This window comes from Pseudomonas sp. S49, assembly GCF_009866785.1.
Taxonomy (GTDB): Bacteria; Pseudomonadota; Gammaproteobacteria; order Pseudomonadales; family Pseudomonadaceae; genus Aquipseudomonas.
Genome location: NZ_CP019432.1, coordinates 1842327 through 1860516, shown reverse-complemented (window position 1 = coordinate 1860516; position 18190 = coordinate 1842327). Strand labels below are relative to the sequence as shown.

Below are 18190 nucleotides of genomic sequence, written 5' to 3'. Positions count from 1 at the left end.
CTTAGATCATTTCCTCGCCACCTTTGCCACCGAGTACGATTTCGCCGGCTTCGGCCATACGACGGGCAATGGTGAGGATTTCTTTCTGCGCGGTTTCGACGTCGCTGACGCGCACCGGGCCCTTGGCCTCGAGATCGTCGCGCAACAGTTCGGCGGCACGTTTGGACATGTTCTTGAAGATCTTCTCTTTGACGCCTTCGTCCGAACCCTTGAGGGCCAGCACCAGCACGTCGGAAGACACTTCGCGCAGCAACGCCTGGATGCCACGGTCGTCGACATCGGCAAGGTTGTTGAACACGAACATGAGGTCTTCGATCTGACCGGACAGGTCTTCGTCGACTTCGCGGATCGAGTCCATGAGCTGGCCTTCGATCGAGCTGTCGAGGAAGTTCATGATGTCCGCCGCACGCTTGATGCCACCCAGGGTGGTGCGCGAGGCATTCGAGTTGCCGGAGAACTGCTTCTCGAGAATCTGGTTGAGCTCTTTCAGTGCTGCTGGCTGCACGGTGTTCAACGACGACACGCGCAGGATGATGTCCAGACGCACCTTGTGGTCGAAGTTGCCGAGCACTTCACCGGCCTGATCCGGGTCGAGATACGCGACCACGATCGCCTGGATCTGCGGGTGTTCGTAACGGATCACGTCGGCAACGGCGCGCGGCTCCATCCATTTCAGGCTGTCGAGGCCGCTGGTGTTGCCACCGAGCAGGATGCGGTCGATCAGGCCGTTAGCCTTGTCTTCACCCAGGGCTTGGGTGAGCATTTTGCGCACGTAGTCGTCGGAACCGACGCCGAGGCTGGTCTGGTCGCCGACGATGTCGACGAACTCGCTCATGACCTGCTCGACCTGTTCGCGATGGACGTTGCCCATCTGCGCCATGGCCACGCCGACGCGCTGAACCTCTTTCGGACCCATGTGGCGCAGCACTTGCGCGGCATCGGTCGAACCCAGGGACAGCAGCAGAATCGCGGCTTTGTCGACCTTGTTCAGTTTGACGGTTGCGGCTCGGTTATCACTCATCTGCGTTAATCCACTCTTTCACGACCTGAGCCACGCGACCCGGATCCTCGGCCACCAGACTCTTGATTGCATTCAGTTGCGCGTCATAACCCTCACTTGGGCTCGGCAACAGAATGCTCTGCGGACCACCGAGGCTCACGCGGTCGTTGGAAAGTTCGCCGTCCAGGCCGCCCATCCCGCCGAGTTCCACGTCGCTGCCAAGACCGGCCAGCTCCTTGCCTTTGCCGCCGCCGGTGATGTTGTTGAGCACCGGACGCAGCACACCAAACACCAGCACCAGAATGAACAACACACCCAGCACTTGTTTGACGATGTCCCAGAACCATGGCTGGGAGTAGAACGGAATATCGGCAATCACTTCGCCGCGCTCGGCGGAGAACGGCATGTTGATCACGCTGACGCTGTCGCCACGGCTGGCGTCGAAACCGACGGCGTCCTGGACCAGACGGGTGAAGCGCGCCAATTCGTCGGCGCTCCACGGCGCACGGGTGGTTTCGCCGTTGGCCGCGTTGACCTTGACCTGATCGTCGACCACCACCGACACCGACAGACGATTCAGGCGACCCTGCTGCTGTTTGGTGTGGCTGATGGAACGGTCGAGTTCGAAGTTCTTGGTCGATTGTTGACGCTTGTCCGCCGGGTACGGCGCGAGCATCGGCTGGCCGGTGGCCGGATCCATGATCTGCTGACCATTGGCATCGACCAATGGCTGACCTGGCTGCACCATCGCGGCCGGCGCGGCGGCGCCACCGGTGGTTTGCGGTGCCGAGGCTGGCGACGGCGGCTGGTTGCTCAGGGCACCCGGCACACCTTGCGGGCCATTGCTGGCGGTACGTTGTTCGTTGACCGACTGCTCGCTGCGCAACGCCGGTTGATCCGGGTTGAACTGCTCGGCTGTGGATTCGACGGCATTGAAATCGATATCGGCCGAGACTTCAGCCTTGTAGCGATCGTTGCCCAATACCGGTTGCAGAATGTTGTGCACGCGCTGGGTGAGCATGCTTTCCATGCGACGGCTGTAGTCGAACTGCTTGCCGGCCATGGTCATTTCGGAGTTTTCCGCCTGATCGGAGAGCAGGTTGCCCTTCTGATCGACGACGGTGATCTGCGATTTGCTCAGCTCGGGAACGGAAGTCGCCACCAGGTTGATGATCGCAATCACCTGACCCGGCTCCAGCGAACGACCGGAATACAACTCGACCAGGACCGAAGCGCTTGGCTTGCGCTCATCACGCACGAACACCGAACTCTTCGGAATAGCCAGGTGCACGCGGGCACCCTTGACGTTGTTCAGGCTGGAAATGGTCCGCGCCAGTTCACCTTCAAGGCCACGACGGTAACGCGTCGCTTCCATGAACTGGCTGGTGCCCAGACCTTGTTCCTTGTCGAGGATTTCGAAACCGATGTTGCCGTCGCTGGGAGTGACACCAGCAGCAGCGAGTTTCATCCGCGCACGGGACAGGTCGTCGGCCTTGACCAGCAAGGCGCCGGAATTCGGTTCGACGTTGTAAGGAATGTCGGCGGCGGCCAGGGTTTCCATGACCTGCTTGGCGTCCATGCCGGCAAGGCTGCCGTACAACGGGCGGTAATCCGGCTGCTGCGACCACAGCACCACGGCAAAGCCAATCGCCACGCTCGCAGCCAGGCCGACCAACAGGCCCACCTGACGCAGCATGGTCATCTCGGAGAGGTTTTCCAGGAAGGACAGGCCGAACAGCGGCGGTTTGCCGTCTATCGGGGTGGCCTTGGCCGGAACGTTATCGGCGACTGCTTCTGCCATGACTCAATCTCGTCCTTAAACCGGCATCTGCATGATGTCTTGATAAGCCTGAACCAGTTTGTTGCGCACCTGGGTCAGAGCCTGGAACGACACGCTGGCTTTTTGCGAAGCGATCATCACGTCCGTCAGATCGACGCCGCTCTTGCCCACTTCAAATGCGTTGGCCAACTGAGTCGACGCCTGCTGGGTATCGCTGACCTTGTTGATCGCCTGACCGAGCATGTCGGAAAAGCTGCTGCCCGCCAGTTCAGGGACAGCGGTCGTCGATTTCGGCGCAGACATGGCATCCAGCTTCATGGCCTTCATGTCTGTCATCAACCGATTAAATTCAATACCTTGGCTCATGGTCTACTCTCTTGGGCGGCCCGCAATTTTTTGACACTCACTCGGCGGGTACACAGGTATTAGCAACAAGGGTGCCAGCTCATGGACACCCCTTTCAGAAAAGCATTTTCAATTTTTTGCGGCACGTCTCAGGTGGCGAACAGATAACCTTCGACGTCCATCCCGGCATCGCGCATTTGCGCCAGTTTGTAGCGCAGGGTGCGCGGGCTGATACCGAGCTTTTCTGCGGCTTCCTTGCGGCGTCCACGCTCGGCGCGCAGGGTGTCGATAATCATCTGAAACTCCCGGCGGCGCAGGTCATCGCCCAGTGCACCGGCAGAATCCGCTTCGATTTCCACTTCGCGAATCACAGCAGAAACCGGCGCGCTGACGGGCATCGCGGTGTACGTCACGGGACCGGCCAGGCAGAAATCCTGCGGCTGAATCAAACCACCCTGCTGCAGGATCAGCGCACGCTGAATGGCGTTATCCAGCTCACGCACATTGCCCGGCCACGGATAAGCCGTCAGACACGCTTGCGCCTCAGGCGAGAGTTTCGCTGTGGCGTGCTTCATTTTATTGACGTGTTTGGCCAGCAACCTTTCGGCCAGCGGCAAGATATCGGCAGTGCGCTCGCGAAGTGGACGCCAAGCGAGAGGGAAAACCGACAGACGGTAAAAAAGATCTTCACGGAAACGCCCCGCTGCCACTTCGCCCGCCAGATCGCGGTTGGTGGTGGCGACCACGCGTATATCCAGAGCAATCGGTTTACGCGCACCGACGCGCTCGACCTCGCGCTCCTGCAACACGCGCAGCAGTTTGGCTTGCAGGCCAAGGGGCATTTCCGAGATTTCGTCGAGCAGCAGCGTGCCGCCGTCAGCCTGTTCGAATTTGCCGGCCTGCGCCGCGATGGCACCGGTGAACGAACCCTTCTCGTGACCGAACAGCGTCGCCTCGAGCATGTTGTCCGGGATCGCCGCGCAGTTGATCGCAATGAACGGCTGGCTGGCACGATGGGATTGCTGGTGAATGTAGCGCGCCAGCACTTCTTTGCCAGTACCGGACTCGCCGGAAATCAACACGGTAGAATCGCTGCGCGCCACTCGTGCGGCCAATTCGAGAAGTTGCGTACTGGCCGGCTCGACAGCAATAGGGCCTTCGCTTTCGCTCGCGCCAATAGTGCCCAGTGCATGCCGCGCCACCAGGTCCAGCAAAGCCTTGGGTTCGAACGGTTTGACCAGATAATCCGCCGCGCCTTGGCGCATCGCATCGACCGCGCGCTCGACGGCGCCATGAGCGGTCATCAGCAACACCGGCAATTGTGGCTGGCGAGCACGCAACAGCGCGAGCAATTGATGACCATCCATGCCTGGCATGTTGACGTCACTGACCACCAGACTGAACGCTTCGCGCGTGACCGCCGTCAACGCGTCTTCAGCGCATCCGACCGCCTGGTAATCGTGCCCGGCCAGCAGCAACGTATCAGCCAGTGCTTCACGCAACGAGCGGTCATCCTCGACCAGTAAAACCTTGATGCCCATGACGTTCACTCAGCTCCCTGTACTGCGGAAAACAGCGGCAGGATGACCTGCGCGCACGTGCCACGCCCGACTCGCGAACGCAGCAGCAATTCTCCCTGATGTGCACGCGCTACCGCTTTGACCACGGTCAGGCCGAGGCCAGTACCGGTGACTTTGGTGGTAAAAAACGGTTCGCCGAGCCGCGCCAGAACAGCCGGTTCGATGCCGCTGCCACTGTCGCTGATGCACAGGCGCAGGCTGTTGTCGCGGGTGTAGCAATGCACTTTCAGGCGAACGTCGCCGGCACTGGCCTGAATCGCGTTTTCAATCAAATTCAACAGTGCCCCGACCAGCGTGTCGCGATTGCACAACAGCTCGCCGACATGACTGTCGCACTGCCAGCGGATGGGCAGATCCTGCACATGGGTCAGCGCCGCAGCTTGCAGGGCCTGCATCAAAGCGTTGGGTGTGAGGCGGTCGGTCAACGGCAATTCACCGCGAGCGAACACCAACATGTCGCGCACCTGATGCTCCAGCTCATGCAGACGCTCTTTCAGGCGCCCGGCGAAACGCTGCTGGGTGGCGACCGGCAACTCCTGCTCAGTCAAATGACTGGCGTAGAGCAAGGCAGCCGACAATGGCGTGCGGATCTGATGCGCCAGCGAGGCGACCATGCGCCCCAGCGAAGACAAACGCTCGTGGCGCGCCAGTTGATCTTGCAGATGACGGGTTTCTGTCAGGTCGTTGAGCAGCACCAACTGACCCGGCTCGGCGTCCAGCGAGCGGGTGGCAATCGACAGGCGTCGACCATTTTTCAGAGATATTTCATGACCGTCGTCTTCACGCGGGGCAAAACAGCGGGCAATGACGTGGCGCCACAATTCGCCTTCAAGCGGCAGCCCGAGCAACTCGATGGCAGCCGGGTTGGCCTCGTGCACCATGCCGTGACCGTCAATGACGATGACACCACCGGGCAACAGATCAAGAAGGTTTTGCAGACGATTGGCCAAGCGCTCTTTTTCGGCCAGCTCCTGCATGCGCTGGGCGCTGACTACCGCCAGCTCTCCCTTGAGCTCGGTCACCCGCGCCTCAAGCATGCTGTAGGAGTCTGTCAGTTGGCTGGACATCTGGCTGAACAGCTCGAAGGCCTGCTCAAGACCCTGTCGGCTTGCCTGTTCTACGGAGGACGGTTGCCCCTCGGGACTGGAGGCAGAAGACATCTGGGCGGCTTGGGGCATTGTGCTTCTCGCTTGGCTGACCGTCAGTTAAACGGAACGTTGCGAGGGCTGTAGCAATACCCGTGCCTAAAAAAAACTGCTTATAAATGAAGCAGTTGAAAAACAGGCGTCAATCCTCCGCCTGTTCATCTCCATCGCGCCGGCTCATGCCGTACTTGCGCATCTTCTCGACCAGCGTGGTACGACGGATACGCAGACGTTCAGCGGCACGCGCCACAATGCCATTGGCATCGTCCAGCGCCTGCTGGATCAGGCCCTGCTCCAGACCACCGAGGTAGTCTTTCAGGTCCAGGCCTTCCGGCGGCAGCATGGCGTTGGCGGTGAAGTCCGGCGTATGGCCATTGATCGCCACGCGCTCTTCGAGATCACTGCGCAGGCTGTCGACCATTTGCTCGTCTTCGTCATCGACGTAGCGGAATTTCTTCGGCAGTTCGACCACGCCGATCACCCCGTACGGATGCATGATCGCCATGCGCTCGACCAGGTTGGCCAGCTCGCGGACGTTGCCTGGCCAGCCGTGACGGCACAGGGACATGATCGCTGCCGAGTTGAAGCGGATGGAGCCACGCTTTTCGTGTTCCATGCGCGAGATCAGTTCGTTCATCAGCAACGGAATATCTTCGACGCGCTCACGCAACGGCGCCATCTCGATCGGGAACACGTTCAGGCGATAGTAGAGGTCTTCGCGGAAGGTGCCGATCTCGATCATGCTTTCGAGATTCTTGTGCGTTGCGGCAATGATGCGCACATCGACGCTTTGGGTCTTGTTGCTGCCCACGCGTTCGAAGGTGCGCTCCTGCAGCACGCGCAGCAGTTTGACCTGCATCGGCAGCGGCATGTCGCCGATTTCGTCGAGGAACAGCGTACCGCCGTTGGCCAGTTCGAAGCGGCCGGCACGACTGGTGATCGCACCGGTGAAGGCGCCCTTCTCGTGACCGAACAATTCGCTTTCGAGCAGCTCTGCCGGGATCGCCCCGCAGTTGACCGGAACGAATGGCGCATCGCGACGCTTGGAATGGTAATGCAGGTTACGCGCAACCACTTCCTTGCCGGTGCCGGACTCGCCGAGGATCAGAACACTGGCGTCGGTGTCGGCGACCTGCTGCATCATTTGGCGCACGTGCTGAATCGCACGGCTGGTGCCAACGAGGCTGCGGAACAGGTTGGGTTCGCGATGACGACCGCGCTCGCGGGCCTGGTCATACATCTCGCGATAGACCTGGGCACGATGCAGGGAGTCGAGCAATTTGCTGTAGCTGGGCGGCATTTCGAGGGTCGAAAGCACTCGGCGACGCTGGTCTTCAGGCAAGTCAACGGAAGAATTATCGCCCATCAACAAAACCGGAAGGAACTCATCCCAGGTTGAGAGTGTCTTTAACAAGCCCAAAAGCGCGCCAGGAGCATTAACGGTCCCGATCAGTACGCAAATGACCTCACGACTAGACGACAAAGAGCCGACTGCCTGCTGCCAGTCATGGCTGCCGCAGGGTAAATTTTCTTCGCCGAGAAAATTTAGAATCACCGCCAGGTCGCGGCGGCGGACGCTATCGTCATCGATCAGCAGAATTTTGGTTTCACGCCACATGCAATAGCAACTTCCCTAGTCAACTCAATGCCCGAAAAATGGGGCAAGCGAGACGCTTGCAGGACACCATGTGCCTGTAGACGCCTGAAATCTGAAAACAGCCACTAGTTAAGTCAAAAAACCGTGCACAGTCAAATTTATGGCGCACATGTCTGGATTAACTGGGGGTTAATTAACCAAACAGATGGTAAACCTTTGCCGCGTTCTGCGCTTGGGTGATCTGCGACATCTCGTTGGCAATCGCTTGCCGCTCACCCATGGCCACCTCAAGAAGCTCCTTGTAGACATGGAGCAACTCTTCAAGATTGTCGCGCAACGCGACTTCGTCCAGCGAAGCCTCAGCCATGACGTCTTCCATGCAGGAACGGCAAGCCAGATCCAGCTCGCCAATGGCTTCCCAATTACGCTCGGCCAATGCTGTGACCAACGCTTCACGGGTATCGGCGATTCGCTGCAATACAAGACTCATGACGATCTCCTTCAGAACTGCGGAGCTGGCGTAGGCGCGATCGCATCCCAGCCTTCTTTTACCGTACTCAGCAAGCCTGCAACCTCGTCGAGAATGCGCAGATCACTGCTGATGTTCGCCTCGGCGAGGCGCTTCATCATGTAGATGTACAGCCCGTCCAGATCAGCCAGGGTGTCTGCGCTGTTTTCAAGGTCGAGGCCTTCGCGCAGACCACTGACAATGCCGATCGCCTTGCTGATCGAAGTGCATTTGCCTGGAATGTCCTTGCGCTCGATGGCGCCTTTGGCCTGAGCGATACGGGCCAGTCCACCTTCCATCAACATTTGCACCAGACGGTGCGGGCTCGCTTCGGATGTCTGAGCGTGTGCGCCGACTTTCTGATACTGCCGAAGGGCTAACATCGGATTCATGTTCTACCTCATTGCCACAATGACTCGTATAACCAGTGTATCGCCAACGAATCACAAAACTTTAGAGCAGAAGACAAAAACCCGGCACACGCCGATAAAGCGTAGCCGGGTTTTTGTCGTTCCTGCCTGTTACTTCGCGGATTGCTGCGCGTTCAGCGAGCTGAAGAACGACGTGATGTTGCTCGCCGTAGCCTTCATCTGCCCTACCAGCAAGTCCATGGCGTTGTACTTGGCAGTCAACGTCTTGGTCAGGTTGGCCACACGCAGGTCCAGCGCCAATTGCTGCGACGTGAGGCTGCGGGTGTTGTTGTTCAGAATGGTCATACGTTGATCAAGCAGACCGCTGGTGGTTTTACCATCAGCAGAAGCTTTGAGGTACGGATCGACCGCCTTGGTCATACGCGCCAGCAGACCGTTCTTGTCGTCGGTGCCGGTGAACAACTGCTGAACCTGACCCGTCATGCCTGGCTGAGACATAGCCTTGTTGAAGGCAGTAGCGTCCAGCGTCAGCTTACCGGTGTCGCGATCAGTCATGACACCGATCTGCGACAGCACACCCAGCTCGCCTGGCGACGAAGTGGTCAACTGAGCACGAATGTCTGCAATCAACGTACGCGGCAGAGAGTCACCGGTAAACGCGGCCTGCACCGTCAACTTGCCATCTTCGTCTGGCGTTGCCTTGGACAGGCTATCGATGGTGGTCTTGAGCGTGTTGAAGGCGTCGACGAATTGCTGAACAGAAGCCTGCAAGCCCTTGGTGTTGGTATCGACTGAGACCTTCACCGCCGTAGGGCTGGCTTCTACCAGGTTCATGGTCAAGCCACTGATGGCGCCGCTCACCGTGTTGCTTTTGCTGGTCACGGTAAGACCATCGATGGTCAGCTTCGCATCCTTGGCAATGTCGCCCACAGACCCTGAATCACCGGCGGTCGGGGTGGCAGACATGACCTTGGTGCCATCGATTTCCAGACCGGCAATGCCACTGACCGTCAGGTCGGAGCCGGCGCCCGTCTTGTTCGAACTGATCACCAGACGCGAAGCGCCCGAGCTGTCGGTCACGATGTTGGCGGAAATGCCGTTGATACCCTGCGCCTTGTTGATGGCGTCACGGGTGGTCTGCAAGGTGGCATTGGCCGGAATATCGACATTGTAATCAGTGCCATTCTGACTGATTTTCAGGGTACCACTCGGAATGGCACTGGCCGCGCCGCCGGCAAAGGATGCACTGGCTACTTTCGAGCCGGTGGCCAGGTTATTCACCACGACACTGTATGTGCCCGAAACAGCCGTGTTATCGGAAGTAGCGGTCAGCGTTGCCGGGGTAGCCGAGGTCGCCGTGTAACCGGCAAACGCAGGGTTGGTCTTGCTGCTCAGATCGGTCATTGCCTTCTGATAGGCCGCCAACGCGCTTTTCAGCGTACCGACACCGGAAATCTTCAGGGTGTTGGTTTTAGTTGCGGTATCGATCTGCGTCTGTTTGGCAGACTTGTCGGCGTTTACCAGCGCGGTGACGATCGCGCCGATGTCCAGGCCGGAACCCAGTCCGGAACCCGGTAGAATTGGACTTGCCATGTGCATCTCCCTTCAGATTGTTGCCATTCTTTTGACCGTTACACGCGCCCTGAGAACGGACAAACACTATTCATGCCAGCTATCAGACTTTGGCGTCGAACAACACGTGACTCGCATTGGCGAGGCTGTCTGCCAGCTTGAGGGCTTCTGCGGAGGGAATCTGTCGTACGACCTCACCCGTCTCGCTTGCGATCACCTTGACGATGACCTTCCCGGAGTGTTCGTCGATCGAAAACTCCAGATTGCGCTTGATCGACTGTACAAACTTTTCGATCTCCTGCACCGCCAGTTTCAACTTGGCGTCGTCCGTTTCCTGACTCTTGGCAGCGACCGGCGCTTCAGTCTTGGCAACTTTAGGCATCTCTGACGATTTGTCAGCAACCGGTGGCACTGGCTTGGGAGCCGGATAAGACACGTTAAGCTTTACGCTCATGTCCATGCCCATCACCTCTTAACGTAAAAAGGCGAGAGAGCGCGACCAGCGCACTCCCCCGCCCAAACTCGATCCGAAATTACTGAAGCAGCTTCAGTACAGCGGAAGGCAGTTGGTTGGCTTGAGCCAGAACAGAGGTCGAAGCCTGTTGCAGGGTTTGCTGCTTGGTCAGGTTAGCAGTCTCTGCGGCGAAGTCGGTATCTTGTACGCGACCTTGTGCAGCAGTGGTGTTTTCGGTGATGTTCTGCAGGTTGGAGATGGTGCTGGTCAGACGGTTTTGCGAAGCACCCAGGCTGGCACGGGTTGCACCGATAGCAGCGATAGCGGCGTCGATTGCGGTGATCGCGTTGTCGATGTTCTGCGAAGCAGAACCAGCACCAGTACCCGAAGTACCGGTCAGAACTACAGTACCGCTACCAACCGACAGGCTGACGGCGTCGAACTTGGAGCTCAGTACCAGGTCGATGTGGTTAGCCGAACCGGTGTTTGCGCCAACTTGCAGAGTCACAGTACCAGCCGAACCGTCCAGCAGGTTTTTGCCGTTCAGGTTGGTAGCAGCCGAGATACGGGTGATTTCGTCAGACATCTGAGCGAATTCAGCGTTGGTTGCGGTCTGGTCAGCAGTGCCGTTGGTGCCGTTACGTGCTTTAACAGCCAGTTCACGCATACGCTGCAGGATGTCGGTCGAAGCTTGCAGAGCGCCTTCAGCGGTCTGGGCAACGGAGATACCGTCGTTGGCGTTCTGGATGGCTTGGGTGTTACCACGGATCTGCGAGGACATACGGTTCGAGATCTGCAGGCCAGCGGCGTCGTCTTTAGCGCTGTTGATTTTCAGGCCGGAAGACAGGCGCTGCATCGAAGTCGACAGAGCGTCGGAAGCGCGGTTCAGGTTTTTCTGAACGTTCAACGACGTGGTGTTGGTGTTTACTGTTAAAGCCATGACGAATTCCTCGTTGGTTGGGTACTGCGGCTTCCGGCCCTGGCAACCGCCGGGTATGGCCTAGAGAACCTTCGTAATAGTTATCGTCGGGTTTGCAGGTTGCTTGAGGGCTTTTTGAAAAAAATTTGCCATCACCCTGCCACCCCCGAGAAAACAAAGACTTAGCAGCCCATCCGCCGCGAAAAAATGACGTCATAAAACCGACTGCCGCGCAAACCTGCGGGCCAGTGCTGTCGGCGTGTTCAGGCCCGAACACTTCCCAGCAAATCCACCAGCTCGTACTCCATAGAGTCAGCCAGCCCCAACCAGTCCTGACGCTCCTGGCATTCGAGCATTTGCATTAACAGCTGCGCCCACTCCTGCTGAACCTCTGCCGGGGCAGACGCTAAACATTGCTGGGCCTTTTCAAACACATCGACCATCGTCAGCGCCGCTTCGACATCGCGCCCGAGGCGAAACAAACCCGCACACTGGCGACATTCATCCTTACAGAGGCTCAGCGTACTCATCGCACAAACTCCGGGTTGAAGCCGGTTCCGGCGATCAGCGCCCCGGAGCGGCTGCTGTTGAGAAATTCGACCTGTGGATGTGCAGCGATATAGCGCTCCAGCACACACAAATAACCGCGAAAGTTGAGCTGTGTGGTCACCCGCTGACCATGGCCATCGCGCACCCAATGCCGCGCCTGATTCACCGGTGGCCCCAGATCGCCGTCGTTCCAGCCTGCATGGGTCTTGTTCATCGGGAAGGCGAAGTCAGCACCAAACAGCGTGATGCCGGTGGCACCCATCTTTACCGCCAGATCCACCGCCGGGTGAATCACACTGCCGCCCACGTGCAACTGCGCTCGCGGGTGTTGCTCACGCAGATTCGCGTAGATCGGACTCGCGGAATAACCACCGTAACGCTTGCCCTTCCACGCCTTCAACACCGACGGATCGCTCATCGGCAGATACACCAGCGGGATGCCGTCGGACTCCTCGAACGGCAGATGGCGAAAGCTGATGCGCTGATCAATGCTCACCACCAGGTCAGGCACAATCCCGTGTTCGCGCAGCGGTCGATACGCGGTGTCGACACAGAGGAACAACGGGCGTTCGGCGCGTTGACGGATTGCCGCCAGACGCTGGTAATGCTGCTCCAGCGTCGGCCCGGTGGCGATCACGTAGATTTCCCGGCCGGCACAGGTGCCGAACAACTGCGCCACATCCGCATCGGCGAGCAGCACCGGCAGGCATTCCTGCAAACGCTGTTGAATCTGCGGTGACTGCGGATCGAAATCCCGATTGTTGAAGCTCAGGTGCACTTCGCTGACCAAGCGATCACGCACTTTCGCGTTGAAATCGTCGGCCAGCAGCATCTCGGCAGGCAGGGCAAAAAACGGCGTAAAAAAGTCTGGATGGTCGCCGGCGTAAAACAACTCGACGCGCGGATCTTCCAGCCAATGGCGCTGATCGAGCAGTTGCACCACCAGCGCGAACAATGCGCCATTGAGGATGTGCACGTACAGACGCTCAAGCCCTTCACGCTCCAGTAGCACGCTGGGCAAATCGCCGAGGCCGGTACCGTAGACATGCAATTGCGGCTTGTCCGCCAGGCTTGCCGCCTGAATCCGGGCTTCATGGATGCGGTCATGGCGGCTGGTGAGCTGAACACCATTAACGCTGAGCGTCGATCCCAACCCCTGCACCAGTTCGGCCTGGACTGCCGCACTGTCTTCCGCCATCAGTCGCTCGAACAGCGCCGGCCAGCGCCGTTGCAACACCTCGGCATTGGCTTGAAAAAACTCGCTCATGGCGCCTCGCGCTCCCTTACAGGCAAAAAAATAGCGTTCAAGGTTAACCTTGAACGCTATTTTTGTATCCGCCGTTTTTGATCAGACTCAAGGACGATAGATGATCGCCGAGCCCCACGACAGACCGACGCCAAAACCGCTCAAGGCAATACGCTGCCAGTCGGAATCGATGACGTGTTTTTCCAGCAGCAACGGAATGCTCGACGACACGGTGTTACCGGTCTCAACCATGTCTTTGATGAATTTTTCCGGCTCACCTTCGAAACGTCGCGCCACCGCATCGACAATTGCCGCACTGCCCTGGTGAATGCAGAAGGCATCGATGTCATCCGCCTTCAGACCTGAGTCATCCAGCAACTCGTGCAAGTGTGCCGGGACTTTCAGCAAGGCAAAGTTGAACACCTGACGACCGTTCATGAAGAACACGCCATCGGTCACTTTCAAATGCGGTGCACCGGAGCCGTCAGTACCGAACTTGGCTTTGCCCAGCGCCCAGGTCGGCTCTTCGCCCATCCACGTAGCCGTCGCGGCATCGCCGAACAGCATAGTGGTGTTGCGGTCTTCAGGGTCGACGATTTTCGAATACGGGTCAGCGGTGATCAGCAGACCATTCTTCAGGCCAGCGGCTTCCATGAAGCCCTTGATCGCGTAGATGCCGTAGACGTAACCGGAGCAGCCCAGGGAAATATCGAACGCCGCAACGTTGGTCGGCAGACCGAGTTTGTCCTGCACGATGGCGGCGGTGTGTGGCAGGCCTTCTTCGTCACCGTTCTGGGTGACGACGATCAAGGCGTCGATCGACTCACGCTTCAGTTCAGGGTTGCTGGCAAACAGCGCATTGGCCGCTTCCACGCACAGATCGGAGGTTTCCTGTTCAGCGTCTTTGCGTGGCAGAAACGCCGAACCGATCTTGCCAAGGATGAATTCTTCATCCTTCTCGAATTTTGCACCTTGTGCGTAATTGTCCACGCCGGCTACAGGAACGTAGCTCGCAATGCTTTTTATGCCAATCATTACGGCTTCCCAATAAAAAACAGCCCAAGACCACCGCTCGCAAGGATTTCGAGGGGCGCCGACAAATAGAAACGGCCGCCACAACGGGCAGCCACGGGGAGCGCAAAGGGCTATCACTGGAATCGAAAACGAGCCAGGCGCCATCTCCCCGATCAATACAATACAGTGAAGATGCGCGTTATGACTCGCAGGTCACGCTATTTTGCCGAATCGGTGCAGATCGGGTTATTCGACCAACGACCAGTCCAGAGGCGTGCCGCGCTTGATCGGCGCGCGGGCGCGGCGGCCGAGGACGGCGTCGGTGTGCTTGGGCGGCAGACCGAGACCCGGGCGAATGGCGCGCAGATTGTCCCCGGTAAAGGTGTCACCGGCGGCCATGTCAGCCGTGACATACAGCGAGCGGCGATACACCAGCGACTTGCGTTCAGCCTCTGTGACGCCGTAATGCACCTGCCCCATGGCCTGCCAGGCGCGCTCGGTTTCCACCACCAGACTGGCCATTTCTGCCGGCTCCAGCGAGAAACTGGCATCGACGCCACCCGCTGAACGGTCGAGGGTGAAGTGCTTTTCCACCACCGTCGCGCCAAGCGCCACCGCCGCCACCGACACGCCAACGCCCATCGAGTGATCGGACAGCCCCACTTCGCAACCGAACAACTCACGCAGATGGGGAATCGTGCGCACGTTGCTGTTGAGCGGCGTTGCCGGGTAAGTGCTGGTGCATTTGAGCAACACCAGATCTTTGCAACCGGCCTCGCGCGCGGCGCGAACGGCCTCATCCAGTTCAGCGATGCTGGCCATGCCGGTGGAAATGATCAGCGGCTTGCCAGTGGCGGCCACACGACGGATCAACGGCAAATCGGTGTTTTCGAAACTGGCGATCTTGTAGGCCGGAACATCGAGGCTTTCGAGAAAGTCCACGGCGCTGTCATCGAACGGTGTCGAGAACGCGAGCATCCCCAGTTCCTTGGCACGAGCAAAAATCGGTGCATGCCATTCCCACGGTGTATGGGCTTTTTCATACAAATCGTAGAGCGAAGTACCCGCCCACAGACTGCCCGGATCCTTGATGAAGAATTCGCCCTCAGACAAATCCAGCGTCATGGTTTCGGCGGTGTAGGTTTGCAGCTTCAGCGCATGCGCCCCCGCCTTGGCCGCTGCCTCGACAATTTGCAGGGCGACGTCCAGTGACTGGTTATGGTTGCCGCTCATCTCGGCGATGATGAAGGGTGGCGCGTCGGCACCGATCAAGCGGTTGCCGATCTTGAAACTAGTCATGCGGGGAATCCTTCAAAACACGGGTGAACGCACAAGCACTCTGAGTGAACCCGGCGTCACGAAACACATTCAACGAGGGACGATTGTCCGGCAACACCCGAGCGGTGATGACCTTCAGTTGCGGCCAGTGCGCGGCAACAAATGCCTCACCACGGGCCAATAGCGCCCTGCCCCACCCCAGACCCATCCGCCGTTCGAGCAGGTAAATCGAGACTTCGGCTTCAAACCCGCGCAGGTCATACCGCACAACGCCGACCGCGCCGTCATCCGCCTCGGCGATCAACAGCAGGCGCTGTGGATTGCGCAAACTCGCCGTCAGCCAGTTCAGGTGCTGCGGCCAGTCGATCACGCCGCTGTCCAGCGACCAGCGCCGTACCGTTTCGGCATTACGCCCATCGAACAGCAACTGCGCATCATCCAGAGTCGCCGCACGCACCTTCAGCACCGCACCGGCCAGTGCCACCGCAACACGCTCGGCACCACGCCCGTCGACCAGTTGTCGCGAGCGTTCGGCCAGGCTTTGGCGCAAATAATGATTGCCGGTGACAAAGCCGATGGCGTCGCGCAACTGCTCGACACTGACCTGCTCACGAGCGCCCATGAACACATGCGCGCCCGCCGCGGCCATGACTTCGCCGTTGCTCTGCTGGTTGTTCGACACGGCGATACAGATCGTCGGCAACCCCATCGCCGCCCGCTCCCAACTGGTGCCGCCCCCAGCGCCGATAAACAGATCCGCTTCAGTCATGCGCTGATGGAAATCGCTGACGAAGCTGTGCAGGCGCCAGTTCGGCCGCGTCTCGGCCAAGGCCTGCATCGGCGTCCACGCCGGATTGTCGGCACCGGCGACAAAGTCCACTTGCAGATCGCTGTATTCGGCCAGGGCGAGCATTGCGTGATGAGTCTGCATGGCCGCATCGAAGCCGCCGAAATTCACCAGCACGCGGCGAGCCCTGGGTTTGATTTCGATGGCCGGGCAACAGAACTCTTCGCGCAACATGGCATAGCGCGGGCCAAGCAAGGTGCGACAGCCGTCGGGTAACAGCGGCTGATAATTTTCATGCAGACCGGACAGATTCTGATTGAGCAAAAGATCCGCGCTGTAGCGCCGGGTAGCCAGATCGTCGACTGCCGCTATGCGCTGCGCCCAGCGCCGGGCGGCGGTTTGCCAGTGATGATCGAGGCCGTAATGATCGACGATGATCCAGTCGAACCCGGCATGGCCGGCCAACAACAGATCCAGCGCGTCGATGTCGGCCTGCCACGGCAGCATGGATTCGATGGCTTGCTGTGGGTCTTCATCACAATAGAGATCCGGCAACGCAAATGTCTCGAACCCTTCGGCGCTCAGCATATCGAGCCGATGTCCCGGCAATTTTCGACAGGCAAACGCGACATGGCTGCCCTGCCCGCGCAACACTCGCGCCAGCGTCAGGCAGCGGGCAATGTGGCCGCTGCCGATGGTTGGCGAGGCGTCGGCACGAATCAGTACTCTCATTGCAACTCTCCACCCGCCTTGAGCGCGGCGTATAGATATTCGGCGCGCTTCCAGTCTTCAAGGGTGTCGATGTCCTGCACCAGATGCCGGGGCAGAATCACCGGCAGGCTGGCTGGCGAATAGAGCACCTCGCCGCGCAACCACGCCTCAGTGCGCCCCCAGTAAAACTGACCGGCGTCCTGAAATGCTTCGGGCAAATCCTGCGAACGTGTATTGCGAAATTCCGGATACAAAGCGCTCAACGCACCCTGCCCGTCCAGCGTCAGCGCACGCTGCACCGGAAAACCGAAACTGCACACGGAGAACGCGAAAGACTTCTCCAGGTGCTGCTCCAGCAATTCGATGCCCTGGCGCAGATAGCGTGCCTGCAACAGCGGCGCCGTGGCATACACGCAACAGGCGTAATCGTACGCCGGCAACTGCTGCAAGGCATGCACGATCACTGCCGCCGTGCCGGTGAACTCATCGGCCAGGTCTGCCGGGCGCAAAAATGGCACCTGCGCGCCATGGGCTCGCGCCACATCGGCAATTTCGGCATCGTCGGTGCTGACCACGACCTGATCGAACAAGCCCGATTCCAGCGCAGTGCGGATCGAACGGACAATCATCGGCACGCCATCGAATGGCAAGAGATTCTTGCGCGGGATGCGTTTGCTGCCGCCACGGGCCGGGATGATTGCAACGTTGCTCAAGGACGTTTTTCCAACAGGAACCAAGTGATGTCGTCCGCCGGGAATTGCGGATCGCGGTGATAGGCAAAACCGTAATCGAGCAGGTGCAGATCGGCATAGCGATCAAGCATCTCCCCGGCAAAATCGCGCTTGAACAGCTTGCCGCTGTTGCCACGATAGGACACTTCCACCGGTGCCGGATTGTAATACTCGGCGATCAGGATGTAGCGCTGGCTCAGCTCGTACAACTGCGCATAAGCGGTCGGCAACAGCTCCGGGGCCAAGTGAATCAGCACGCCTTTACTCAGGGTCAGGTCGTAGCGGCGCTCGCGCGGGAAATCGAACAGCGAGCCATGCCAGATCTGTGCAATGTCCAACGCCCGTGCCTGAGCACAGGCGCTGTCATTGATCTCGACGCCGAACAGCTCGCAACGGGGCAGAAGTTGATGCAACGCCTGCAAATTATTGCCGGCGTTAGTGCCCAGTTCGACCAGGCTCTCGATGCCTGCGGCACGGCTCAGGGCTTTGGCAAACAACGCCAGATTCGTCGCCACCAGCGGTTGGCCGACATTGCGCTCGACGTACTGGTTACCGAAGTCGCCCTGCCAGAACTTTTCCTGCTCACTCAAATGACGCATTGCA

At 59.1% G+C, this 18190-nt stretch carries 18 protein-coding genes; all 18 read right to left on the bottom strand.

The window, feature by feature from the left end; translation table 11 throughout:
• Position 1: 1 nt before the first annotated feature.
• Positions 2-1021, bottom strand: a complete 1020-nt coding sequence (fliG, locus tag PspS49_RS08150) for a flagellar motor switch protein FliG (RefSeq protein WP_007920042.1) — start codon at positions 1019-1021, stop codon at positions 2-4.
• Positions 1014-2801 (bottom strand): flagellar basal-body MS-ring/collar protein FliF, encoded by a 1788-nt coding sequence (gene fliF, locus PspS49_RS08145; RefSeq protein ID WP_150749250.1) that lies wholly within the window; start codon positions 2799-2801, stop codon positions 1014-1016. Before fliF ends, fliG begins: the two co-directional genes overlap by 8 nt.
• Positions 2802-2816: 15 nt before the next feature.
• Positions 2817-3146 (bottom strand): flagellar hook-basal body complex protein FliE, encoded by a 330-nt coding sequence (gene fliE, locus PspS49_RS08140; protein ID WP_123452716.1) that lies wholly within the window; start codon positions 3144-3146, stop codon positions 2817-2819.
• A 128-nt stretch (positions 3147-3274) separates the two neighbouring features.
• Positions 3275-4666, bottom strand: a complete 1392-nt coding sequence (locus tag PspS49_RS08135; RefSeq protein WP_127930368.1) for a sigma-54 dependent transcriptional regulator — start codon at positions 4664-4666, stop codon at positions 3275-3277.
• A 5-nt stretch (positions 4667-4671) separates the two neighbouring features.
• Complete coding sequence (locus tag PspS49_RS08130; protein ID WP_174245104.1) at positions 4672-5865, bottom strand: ATP-binding protein; 1194 nt, start codon at positions 5863-5865, stop codon at positions 4672-4674.
• A 127-nt stretch (positions 5866-5992) separates the two neighbouring features.
• On the bottom strand, positions 5993-7468 hold the full coding sequence (locus PspS49_RS08125; protein ID WP_007920053.1) for a sigma-54 dependent transcriptional regulator: 1476 nt from the start codon (positions 7466-7468) through the stop codon (positions 5993-5995).
• Between the two features lie 172 nt (positions 7469-7640).
• Positions 7641-7937 (bottom strand): flagellar protein FliT, encoded by a 297-nt coding sequence (locus PspS49_RS08120; protein ID WP_095122700.1) that lies wholly within the window; start codon positions 7935-7937, stop codon positions 7641-7643.
• A gap of 11 nt (positions 7938-7948) precedes the next feature.
• Positions 7949-8347, bottom strand: coding sequence for a flagellar export chaperone FliS (fliS, locus tag PspS49_RS08115; RefSeq protein ID WP_095122701.1), 399 nt, complete (start codon positions 8345-8347; stop codon positions 7949-7951).
• A gap of 129 nt (positions 8348-8476) precedes the next feature.
• A complete protein-coding gene (gene fliD / locus PspS49_RS08110; protein WP_127926310.1) occupies positions 8477-9919 on the bottom strand; it encodes a flagellar filament capping protein FliD in 1443 nt (480 codons plus the stop codon).
• Positions 9920-10001: 82 nt separating this feature from the next.
• Positions 10002-10358, bottom strand: coding sequence for a flagellar protein FlaG (locus PspS49_RS08105; RefSeq protein WP_108226850.1), 357 nt, complete (start codon positions 10356-10358; stop codon positions 10002-10004).
• Between the two features lie 73 nt (positions 10359-10431).
• The gene (locus PspS49_RS08100; protein WP_016771090.1) at positions 10432-11292 is read right to left on the bottom strand and encodes a flagellin domain-containing protein; all 861 of its coding nucleotides are present in this window, start codon (positions 11290-11292) and stop codon (positions 10432-10434) included.
• Positions 11293-11534: 242 nt separating this feature from the next.
• Entirely contained in the window at positions 11535-11801 is a 267-nt protein-coding gene (locus tag PspS49_RS08095; RefSeq protein WP_127926309.1) for a hypothetical protein, read from the bottom strand.
• Entirely contained in the window at positions 11798-13087 is a 1290-nt protein-coding gene (locus tag PspS49_RS08090; RefSeq protein ID WP_127926308.1) for a 6-hydroxymethylpterin diphosphokinase MptE-like protein, read from the bottom strand. Before PspS49_RS08090 ends, PspS49_RS08095 begins: the two co-directional genes overlap by 4 nt.
• 87 nt (positions 13088-13174) lie before the next feature.
• Positions 13175-14101 (bottom strand): ketoacyl-ACP synthase III, encoded by a 927-nt coding sequence (locus tag PspS49_RS08085; protein ID WP_016984292.1) that lies wholly within the window; start codon positions 14099-14101, stop codon positions 13175-13177.
• 225 nt (positions 14102-14326) lie between these two features.
• Positions 14327-15379 carry a pseudaminic acid synthase gene (pseI, locus tag PspS49_RS08080; protein ID WP_095050171.1) on the bottom strand — a complete coding sequence of 351 codons (1053 nt, stop codon included), beginning with the start codon at positions 15377-15379 and terminating at the stop codon, positions 14327-14329.
• The gene (pseG, locus tag PspS49_RS08075; RefSeq protein WP_150749251.1) at positions 15372-16877 is read right to left on the bottom strand and encodes a UDP-2,4-diacetamido-2,4,6-trideoxy-beta-L-altropyranose hydrolase; all 1506 of its coding nucleotides are present in this window, start codon (positions 16875-16877) and stop codon (positions 15372-15374) included. Before pseG ends, pseI begins: the two co-directional genes overlap by 8 nt.
• Positions 16874-17569, bottom strand: a complete 696-nt coding sequence (pseF, locus tag PspS49_RS08070) for a pseudaminic acid cytidylyltransferase (protein ID WP_160038783.1) — start codon at positions 17567-17569, stop codon at positions 16874-16876. The genes pseG and pseF overlap by 4 nt, the downstream gene beginning before the upstream one ends.
• Complete coding sequence (locus PspS49_RS08065) at positions 17566-18186, bottom strand: pseudaminic acid biosynthesis-associated methylase (RefSeq protein WP_127926304.1); 621 nt, start codon at positions 18184-18186, stop codon at positions 17566-17568. Before PspS49_RS08065 ends, pseF begins: the two co-directional genes overlap by 4 nt.
• Positions 18187-18190: the final 4 nt, after the last annotated feature.